The organism is Kitasatospora sp. NPDC093558 (assembly GCF_040683475.1).
Classification (GTDB): Bacteria; Actinomycetota; Actinomycetes; order Streptomycetales; family Streptomycetaceae; genus Kitasatospora.
Genome location: NZ_JBFBDY010000243.1, coordinates 1 through 8981 on the forward strand (window position 1 = coordinate 1; position 8981 = coordinate 8981).

The window sequence follows — 8981 nt, forward strand, 5'->3', positions numbered from 1 at the left end:
GTGCACGCGCCCGGCATCGGGGAACTGCGGATGGCGTGCGCGACGGCGATGCCGACCGGCGCCCATGCCGCCGAGGTCATCGACGCCCTCTCCCGGGGCCGGAAGCCCGAGCCGTTCCGTTTCCGCTACCTCGCACAGAGCATCAGCCTGGGCCGCGACGACGCCGTGATCCAGCCGGTCCGCCCGGACGACTCGCCGCACCGTCCCGTGATCACCGGCCGCGCCGCCGCCCGGATCAACGAATGGATCAACCGCTACACCATCGGCTCCCTGCGCGCCGAACGCCGTCGCCCCGGCACCTACCAATGGGCCCGACCGCTGCGCACCACCGTTCCGCGTACGGCTGCCGTCGCCGCACCGTCGCGCGCGTGAGGCTCCCACCCGAGGCCCGCATGTCGCACCCCGGCCGGCCCCTTCTCGTCACCCGGGTAACGAAACCCCAGTTCACGCAGACGGGGCGGGCCGGCTTCGAGGCACGGCTCCACCGAGGGGCATCGGTTCGTACGGGGTCGCCGTCACACGAGCAGCGCCTCAAGCTCCGGAAGTCGGCCGAACAGGACGGGAAGGCCGTGCACGCCGTTGCGCGCGGACTCCTGCGACAGCGCGAGCTCAGGTCCGGTGCTCGCCTCGACACCGGCGAGGCACCGGAGGATGTTCCACCTCGTGTGCCCCAGCCAGCCGCCGATCAGGAACACGAACCAGCTCGGACCCGCCGGCGGCAGCGCTCCGCCGCCCGCGACATAGCCGTCGAGGACCGAGCGGAAGACGTCCGGCCTGATGTCGTCGAAGCCAGGTCCCTTCGCGAGGCTCAGCGCGGTCGAGCCGAGCTCACTGGACAGGTCGAGCATCCCCGAGAGCTCCCAGTCGAGCACCACCGGCCGGCCCTCCCGCGCCAGCAGGTTCCACGGCTGGATGTCCCTGTGGGTCAGCACGACGGGGCCCGGCCGCTCGCAGGTGTCGACGAAGTGGGCGATCGCGAGGAACGTCTCGACGTGAGAGGCGAGTTCGTCGGCCCACGGCTGTCCGGTCGCCACCGCCCGCGCGGCGAGCTCGGGCCAGTCCCGTGCCATCGGGTCCTCGACCGGCGCCTGGGTCCACGCGACGTCGAGCGCGTGGATGCGCGCGAGGATCTCACCGATCTCGAACGCGTACGCCGCCGACACCGGCGCCTCGGGCACCTTTTCTCCCTCGACCCACCGGTGAACGAGCGTGCCATCGCCGGCCGCGATCGGCTCCGGCATCGGGATGCCGGCGGCGAAGGCCGCCCGCTCGAACCCGAACACGTCCTCGACGCGATACGTCGAGCGGCGGTCGACGAGATTCAACTCCTTCACCGCGAACGACCCTTGGTCGGTGTCGAGCCGGTACGTCCGGTTGGCGAACCCACCGTGGACACGGATCATCGGCCCGAGCGGCACGCCAAGCTGCGAAAGTTTCACCCGCGCATGCTAGGGCCGGCAGTCCATCGATGCACCGGACTTTTCCCGTGATGCATGCTCACGATCTCCGGGCACACCGGTGACGGCCCGCGTCCGCCGCGCATCCCGTGGACGAGTGAGCCCACGCCTTGCCGACCACCGCGCCTCGAATCAGCGGAGCGCCAAATCCCGGACCACATCCACCAGTTCCCCGCGCCGGGCGAACGCTGCACGCTGCCTGGCCGCTCCGCCGCCCGAGGCCTGCAGACGGCTCCAGAGGCCCCGCACCCGGGCCCGATCGCCGGTCGCGGCCAGCACCGGATCGAGTTTGTCCAGCAGGCGCTCGACCAGCTCGCGGGCCGGGCGCAACCGCCCGTCCACCGGGTCGACCCCACGCCCGGCCAGCCCGTCCCGGGCGGCCCTCCAGTGCGCTGCGCGCAACAGCGGTTCGGCCATTGTCAGAGCGGGAACGCCGCGCTCCTCCTCGGCGATCAACACCGCCGTCAGCGCCCGCAGCAGTGCGGTCAGCAGCAGCACCGTCTCCGGCTCGTCGCAGACGTCGGCCACCCGGACCTCCAGGGTCGGCCAGTACTCGTTCGGCCGGCAGTGCCAGTAGACCATCCGCCGGTCCAACAGCTCGCCGGTGGCGACGAGTTGATCCACCAGCCGGTCGTACTCGGCGGCGTCAGCGAAGTACGGCAGCGGGCCCACACCCGGCATCTGGGCCCACCGCATGGTCCGCCAGCTGGCATAGCCGGTGTCCTTGCCCAGGTGGAACGGCGAGTTGGCGGCCATCGCCTGGAGGACGGGCAGCCACGGACGCAACCGCCAGCCCAGCCGCACCGCCCGGCCGCGGTCGGGCACCCCCAGGTGGATGTGGCAGCCGCAGGTGCCCGCACCGCCCGCACCCGTCAACAGCGGCCCCAGCTCGGCGGCGATCCGCTGGTAGCGCTCCCCCTCGGTCAGTTCGGGACCGTGCGGCGCCGGGACGGGCGCCGTCCCCGAGGGCACCGCCAGGCAGTCGACTTCCGCCGCCGCCTCCGCCACGGCCGTGCGCAGCTCGGCCAGTTCGCGGCCCAGTGCGTCCAGATCGTCGGTCGGGCGGGTACGGGTCTCGACCATGTCGGCGAACAGCTCCGCCCCGATCCGGTCGCCCAGCATCTCCCTCGCACGTTTCAGGACCACTGGCGACGCGGCGCTGGGAACACCGGTACGGCGGTCCACCAGCAGGAATTCCTCCTCCACGCCGACCGTGGGCAGGGATGCGGCGAGCACGCGATCAGCAGAGTCTGTCACTCGCGCGAATCTAGGGGCCGGGCCCGGCCCGTCCCGTGCGGCACGGCGTCCCGTCGACCGATCGGATTCACCGGTTGCCCCGCCTGGCGCCCTTCGGGTGCGCCCGGATCGCTCCCCCGGCGGTCCGGTCGACGGCGGCATGGCTATCGTGTCGGGTGCAGGCTGGACACCTTGAACCGGACGGGAAATGAACGACTACTGGACTGGCGAGGCTCCCTGGGTGCACCACTTGGAAGAGGGCGCCCGATGCTCTTCGTTCCTCCTGCCGCCTTTGGGGACCAGCTACGTGGCATGGCTGGACGGTGCCGAGATGTGCGACGAGCAAGGGCTCTTCGAACAGATGAGTGTCCGTCTTCGGTTTCCGGTCTACTTCGGCTGGAACTGGAATGCCCTCTCGGACTGCCTACGCGACATGAAGTGGGCGCCCGCTGACCACTACCTGATCGTTATCGAGCGGTCAGCACACATGCTGCAGGAGTACCCCGAGGATCGCGAGACTCTGCTCAGGATTCTCAATACTGCAGGTCGATGCTGGGGGCACGGGATCGGTCAGCCCGGCACGTCGTTCAATGCCCTGTTGCTGTAGGTGCCGTGGGACCAGCGGCGACGTTATGGCTGCGGCCTCGGCATGGTGGGGACTGATCCGGAGACGAACAGCGGTTCCGACGCGACGATGGTCGGGTGGTCGGACCGGGTGATCGTCACCACGGCCTGGTAGTCGAAGCTGCGCGGGTTGGTCACTTGTGCCCAGGTGACTCCGGGGCACAGGACGTCGATCGTCGCCTTGCCGTTCTCCGCCGCTGCGGAGGTGCGGCCGACGACCGTGCCGTTCGTCGTCGTCAGGTACGCGGTGACGGGATCTCCGCTGTGGGCGCCACGGTAGTCGACCTGGACGGAGTCCTTGCCCACGGGTACGCGGTAGACGGCCAGCCTGTTCGGGTCGGTCTGTCCGGCGACGTGTTGTCCGCAAGTGTCCGCCGCGGCAAGCGTCTTGTGGCCGCAGGCGGCGAGCAGCGGCACGAGCGAGATGGCGAGCAGAGCGGCTCTGCGCTTCAAGGGATGCCTCCTCATGGTCAGGGCCACTGCCGCGGTTGGACGTGCGGGTGCAGGTCCAGGTTCCACATGGTGGTCTCCGCGGCTCCCACGCATGAGCAGGGTGGCGTTTCACCGCGATTTCATCGCCTCTTCCTACCATCGCGCCAGTCGTGCTCGCGGTGGGCGTGGGCGGGACGACGCTTCAAGGGAGGACGCGTTGCGCTGGTTCAAGCGAAGCAGGAACGAGGACAGGGACTCCTCGTCGCGACGTGCTCCCGCCGCACGGCCGGCAGCGGCGGCCGGGAAACGCGCCCCCGGCAGGGCTCCGGGCGCGGTCGAGAGGGTGTACGTCCTTCACGCCGGCGCCAAGCCCGCGAGCGGCGAGATCGAACAGATCGTGGACCGGTTGGAGCGCGACACCGGCTTCGATCTGGGCGGGACGCGGCTCTCCGTCCTGGGCGGGGTCCAGGAGCCCAGCGTGGAGCTGGCTCAGGCCATCGTCGCCCGGCGCGAGCACGAAGGCGACGTGCCACCCGGATCATTGGAGCGGATGATCACCAAGAGCTACCTGGTCGACGGAGCACGACGCGTGGTGATCCTCATACCGAAGGCCGAGCGCAACCCCTGAGTACGCGCGGCGGAAAATGGGTTGTAGGGATGATGATCAAGCTGGTAGCTTCTCGGTCGACCGTGATACCGCGCGAGGAGGTGAGACCCATGACCGTTGTACCGACGTGGGTGCTCCCCCTTTCCGTCACGGCCGGCGACTGACGCAGACGTCGCCGGGAGCGCCTCCTCAACAAGGCACTCTCGAAGGGCATCTGCCATGAACACTTTCCTCTTCACCACCGAGTCCACCGCCGGCGGCATCGTCGAGCGCGACTTCACCGTCAACGGCGTCCCGGGTGTCCTCTGGTCCCCCGAGTCCGGCGCGGACCGTGCGCCGCTGGTCCTCCAGGCCCACGGGGGCGGCAACCACAAGAAGCACCCCGCGATGTCCGGCCGGGCCCGGTACCTGGTGCACGGCTGCGGCTACCACGTGGCGGTCCTCGACGCCCCCGGTCACGGCGACCGGCCGCGCACCGAGCACGACGAACGGGAGGTCGCCGCCCTGTTCGCGGCCCGGGCGGCCGGCGAGCCGGAGGGCCCGATCGTGGTCCGCTACAACGACCACCTGGCCGAGCTCGCCGTGCCCGAGTACCGCGCGCTGCTGGACGCCCTCCAGCAGCTCCCGGAGATCGGAACCGGTGGTCCGGTCGGCTTCTGGGGCATCAACATGGGCACCGCGATCGGCATCCCGTTCGTGGCCGCCGAACCCCGGATCACGGCCGCGGTGTTCGGCCAGCACTGGCCCGACACGCTGGCCGCCCACGCACGGCGGATCACCGTCCCGATCGAGTTCGACCTGCAGTGGGACGACGAGCACATATCCCGCGAGGAGGGCCTCGCGCTGTTCGACGCCTTCGGCTCGGCGGAGAAGTCCCTGCACGTGAACTCGGGCAAGCACAAGGAGCTGCCCCGCTTCGAGGCCGACAGCGCGGTCCGCTTCTTCGCCCGCCACCTCGGCGGAGCGGTCGGCGCGTCGGCCTGACGTGCACGGTCGCGGCTGCCCGGCTCACCGGCCGGGCGCCGAGGCGGGCGGGACGGTGGACCGGCCCACCGGCCGGGCGCCGCGGAGGGCGGGGCGGTGGACAGCCCGAGGTAGGCCCGTGTTATGGAGCCCGGCCGGGTGACGAGCGTCACTTGCGCCGGGTGTCCGGACCTACGGAACAGGTCCTGGGCCCGCGAGACACGGGCACCGGGCCCAGCGGCACGGCCGGAAGGCCTGTCCGCTTCGGGACCTTCGTCGGGAATCCGGCCGACCTTCGGCCCGGTGGCGGCCCCCGCTCACCGGGGCAACCGTGGACGGTCGCCCTCGGGCGGCGGCGCCGTCCACCCCCGGGCGGCGTCTGTCCTGTCGTCTACCCGGCGCACGACGCGCGCACCGCGCCGCCGTACGCTCCGGAGGATCCCCGAGACCATGTCCCGGACCATCGACAACGCCCCGTATACCGCCTTCCACCGCAGGCTCGCCCTCGCCTGTTCCGGTGGGCCGCTGCTCGACGGCTACATCCTGAGCATCGTCGGCGTCGCCCTCATCGGGATGCGCCCCGACCTCGGCCTCTCCACCGCGGAGGTCAGCCTGATCGGCGCCGCCGCCCTGGTGGGCATGTTCGTCGGCGGCGCCCTGTTCGGCGTGCTGACCGACAGGATCGGCCGAGAGGTGATGTACACCGCCGACCTGCTGGTCATGGTCGCCTGCTCGGTGCTCTCCTTCTGGGTCGACGCGGTGTGGGCGATCACCGTGCTGCGCTTCGTGCTCGGCATGGCCGTGGCCGCCGACTACCCCATCGCCACCTCCCTGCTCGCCGAGTGGCTGCCCGCCAAGCACCGCGGGCGGCTGCTCGGCCAGCAGATCGTGGCCTGGTACGCCGGCTCGGTGCTCGCCTACGTGGTGGGCTACCTGTTCCTGGAGCTGGCCGGTCCCGGCAGCTGGCGGTGGATGCTGGCGAGCTCGACGGTGCTGTGCGTGGTCTTCCTGGTGATCCGCCGCGGCTCCCCCGAGTCGCCGCGCTGGCTGGCCGCCAACGGGCGCGTCGGCGACGCCGTCCGCGTGGTCGAGAAGCACCTGGGCGTCCGGGTGGACGGCCGGGAACTGATGCCCGAGGCGGTCGGCGCCGCGCGGCGCGGACTGCGGCTGCTGATGACCCCGCCCTACCGCCGCCGTACCCTGTTCTGCGGCCTGTTCTTCCTCTGCCAGGTGGGCCCGCTGTTCGCGATGCTCACCTTCGGCCCGCAGATCCTCTCCTCCTTCGGCATGCCGGGCGGCACCGTGATGGAGACCCTGGGCACCGGGCTGATCAGCCTCGTGTTCCTCCTCGGCTGCTACCCCGCCCTGCGGCTGATCGACGCCTTGGGCCGACGGCCCGTCATCATCTGGTCGTTCGCCCTCATGACCGTCCCGCTGGCGCCGCTCGGCGTGTGGCCCACCGCGCCGGCCGCCGTCGCGCTGACCGCGCTGTGTGCGTACGCCTTCCTGTGCGGCGGGCCCAACGTGCTCGACTGGACCTACCCCAACGAGCTCTTCCCGACCGAGATCCGGGCCACCGCCGTGGGCGTGGCCACCTCGGTGAGCCGGATCGGCGCCGCCGTCGGCACCTACCTGCTGCCGCTGTCGCTGACCGGGCTCGGCACCGGCCCGACCATGCTGATCGCGGCCGGGACGACGGCGCTCGGGCTGCTGGTGTGCGTGCTGTGGGCCGAGGAGACGCGCGGCACGGCGCTGGGCGCCACGCCCACTCCGGCGGGCACGGCGGGCACGGCGGACACGGCGGCCGTTCCGGCGCAGCGGGTGCCGGAGGCGGTGCGGTGAGGACGGCGGGTGCTGTGAGGGCGCCGGTGCGGTGACGATGCCGGTGCGGTGACGGCGAACGCGTTGGCGGCGCTGCCCGGGTGGACCGGGCGGCGCCGCCTCGGCGTCGGTGCTTCTGCGTCAGTGCTTCTGCGCGGCAGGCGGGTTGAGGACCGCGCCCAGGAGGCGGTTGGCCAGCGGGCTCGGGGCGGCGAAGTCGGAGCTGAGGTTGGAGACGGAGTAGACGGCGCGGACGGACAGGTCGCGGGTGGCGAACATGCCGTTGGCGTAGCCGTCGTCGTGGCCGGTCTTGCCCCAGAGCACGGTGCCGTTCGGCAGCGGGGTGGACATCAGGCCGGCGCCGAAGCAGGCCACCTTGTTGCAGGAGGTGCCGCCGACGAACGGGAGGAGCTTGCCCTCGCCGTCCTTGGGCAGGGCGAACAGCTCGTCCTGCTGCGCGGCGGGCAGCAGACGGCCCTGGAGCAACGCGGTGAGGAAGTGGTCCAGGTCGGCCGTGGTGGAGATCATGTTGGACGGCGTGCCGCCCTGCTCGCTGACGTCCGCCACCTCGCCCTGGCCGTCGGTCATGTAGCCGTGGAGGTAGGGGCGGGGCATCTCGGGGTTGTCCTCGGGCACCGACGTCTGGTCGAGGTGCAGCGGCTCCAGGATCCGGCTGGTGATCTCGTCCCTGAAGGAGTTGCCGGTGATCTGCTCGATCAGCTTGCCCCCGATGCGGAAGGCGAGGGAGTTGTACTCCTGCTTGGTGCCGGGGTCGAAGTGCTTGCCGGGCCACGGGCGGTCGGCGGGGCGCAGGGTGTCCTGGATGACCTGGTCGAAGGTCCGGTAGGAGTAGCGGTCGGCGATGACGTCGTCGACGCTGTCGGCGGGCTTGCCCTCGTCGACGTCCGGCAGGCCGCTGGTGTAGTTGATCAGCTCGCGGACGGTGATCGGGTCGAACTTCTCGGGGAGCAGACCGGGCATGTAGTGCTGGACGGTCTGGTCGAGGTCGAGCCGGCCCTCGGCGGCGAGCTGGAGGATGACGACGGACTGGAACACCTTGGAGATGCTGCCGGCGTGGAAGTGCGCGTTCTCCGGGATCTTGCGGCCGGTCTCGGCATCGACGGTGGAGCCCTTCCACAGCTGACCCGGCTCGCCGACCCGGACGACCGCACCGGCGGCGCCGTCACCGGGCTGGGCCTGGATGGCCGCCTCCAGCGCGGCGGGGTTCAGCGGCGGGAACGCCGTCGTGGTGCCCGGACCCCCGTCGGCGAAGGCCTGGGCCCCCGACGCGACGGTGACGCCGGTCAGGACGGAACAGGCCAGACCGAGGGCGGCGGCACGGCGGGCGAGGGGCTTCATGCGGATCTCCATGGGGTGCTTCGGGTTGAGCTTCGGGTTGGGCTTGGGGTTGGGCTTGGGGTTGGGCTTGGGGTTGAGCTTCGGGTTGGGCTTCGGCCTCTTGGCGACAAGATCGATCTTGCTCCGCCCACGCCCGCACGGGTATCGGGAACAACCCTGAACGACCCCCGACCCACCCCACCGCTGCCTCGGGGTGACCACCCTTCAGGGGCGGCACCACTGTTCGGCGGTCACCGAACTCTCCCGCGCCTAGCGTGGCCTCATGACGATCTCCGAACCGTCCGTCCACGGCGTCCGCTCGTACACCGACGCCTGCGCGGTGCTCGAACAGCCGCTGCTGGTGCCCGAACCCGCCCCCGACGCGGCGGACTCCCCCGGCGGCTCCCTGGCCTGGCTGCGCGCCAACGTCGCCCGGTTCACCGGGGACGCCCAGGTCCACGCCCGGCGGCGCGCCCACGCGGAGGCCGGGCTGGCCACGCTCG

General features: G+C 71.4%; 8 protein-coding genes and 2 pseudogenes. 6 read left to right on the forward strand and 4 right to left on the reverse strand.

The genetic code is table 11. The annotated features are described in order from the left end of the window. A pseudogene (locus AB0O00_RS21675) lies at nucleotides 1-372 on the forward strand (hypothetical protein); the annotation flags it as partial. 143 nt (nucleotides 373-515) lie between these two features. Here AB0O00_RS21675 and AB0O00_RS21680 read toward each other — a convergent pair. Together AB0O00_RS21680 and AB0O00_RS21685 are read right to left on the reverse strand one after the other, a co-directional pair. After that, complete coding sequence (locus AB0O00_RS21680; protein WP_363654165.1) at nucleotides 516-1439, reverse strand: phosphotransferase; 924 nt, start codon at nucleotides 1437-1439, stop codon at nucleotides 516-518. 150 nt (nucleotides 1440-1589) lie between these two features. Further along, complete coding sequence (locus tag AB0O00_RS21685; protein WP_363654167.1) at nucleotides 1590-2693, reverse strand: glutamate--cysteine ligase; 1104 nt, start codon at nucleotides 2691-2693, stop codon at nucleotides 1590-1592. 208 nt (nucleotides 2694-2901) lie between these two features. On the opposite strand from AB0O00_RS21685, the gene AB0O00_RS21690 reads away from it, so the two are divergent. Next, on the forward strand, nucleotides 2902-3300 hold the full coding sequence (locus tag AB0O00_RS21690) for a barstar family protein (protein WP_363654169.1): 399 nt from the start codon (nucleotides 2902-2904) through the stop codon (nucleotides 3298-3300). Nucleotides 3301-3323: 23 nt separating this feature from the next. Here the strand turns inward: AB0O00_RS21690 and AB0O00_RS21695 are convergent, their stop codons facing one another. Beyond that, complete coding sequence (locus AB0O00_RS21695) at nucleotides 3324-3770, reverse strand: hypothetical protein (RefSeq protein WP_363654171.1); 447 nt, start codon at nucleotides 3768-3770, stop codon at nucleotides 3324-3326. Between the two features lie 322 nt (nucleotides 3771-4092). Between AB0O00_RS21695 and AB0O00_RS21700 the strand changes: the two genes are divergently transcribed. The 3 genes from AB0O00_RS21700 to AB0O00_RS21710 all read left to right on the forward strand — a co-directional run bounded on the left by AB0O00_RS21700 (nucleotide 4093) and on the right by AB0O00_RS21710 (nucleotide 7161). Further along, complete coding sequence (locus tag AB0O00_RS21700) at nucleotides 4093-4377, forward strand: hypothetical protein (RefSeq protein WP_363654173.1); 285 nt, start codon at nucleotides 4093-4095, stop codon at nucleotides 4375-4377. A 198-nt stretch (nucleotides 4378-4575) separates the two neighbouring features. Then, the gene (locus AB0O00_RS21705) at nucleotides 4576-5340 is read left to right on the forward strand and encodes an alpha/beta hydrolase (RefSeq protein WP_363654175.1); all 765 of its coding nucleotides are present in this window, start codon (nucleotides 4576-4578) and stop codon (nucleotides 5338-5340) included. A 429-nt stretch (nucleotides 5341-5769) separates the two neighbouring features. After that, nucleotides 5770-7161, forward strand: a complete 1392-nt coding sequence (locus AB0O00_RS21710; protein ID WP_363654177.1) for an MFS transporter — start codon at nucleotides 5770-5772, stop codon at nucleotides 7159-7161. A gap of 120 nt (nucleotides 7162-7281) precedes the next feature. On the opposite strand, the gene AB0O00_RS21715 is transcribed toward AB0O00_RS21710, so the two are convergent. After that, nucleotides 7282-8499, reverse strand: coding sequence for a serine hydrolase domain-containing protein (locus AB0O00_RS21715; protein WP_363654179.1), 1218 nt, complete (start codon nucleotides 8497-8499; stop codon nucleotides 7282-7284). A 262-nt stretch (nucleotides 8500-8761) separates the two neighbouring features. Between AB0O00_RS21715 and AB0O00_RS21720 the strand changes: the two are divergent. Next, nucleotides 8762-8981 (forward strand): annotated as a pseudogene (locus AB0O00_RS21720) (isocitrate lyase/phosphoenolpyruvate mutase family protein); the annotation flags it as partial.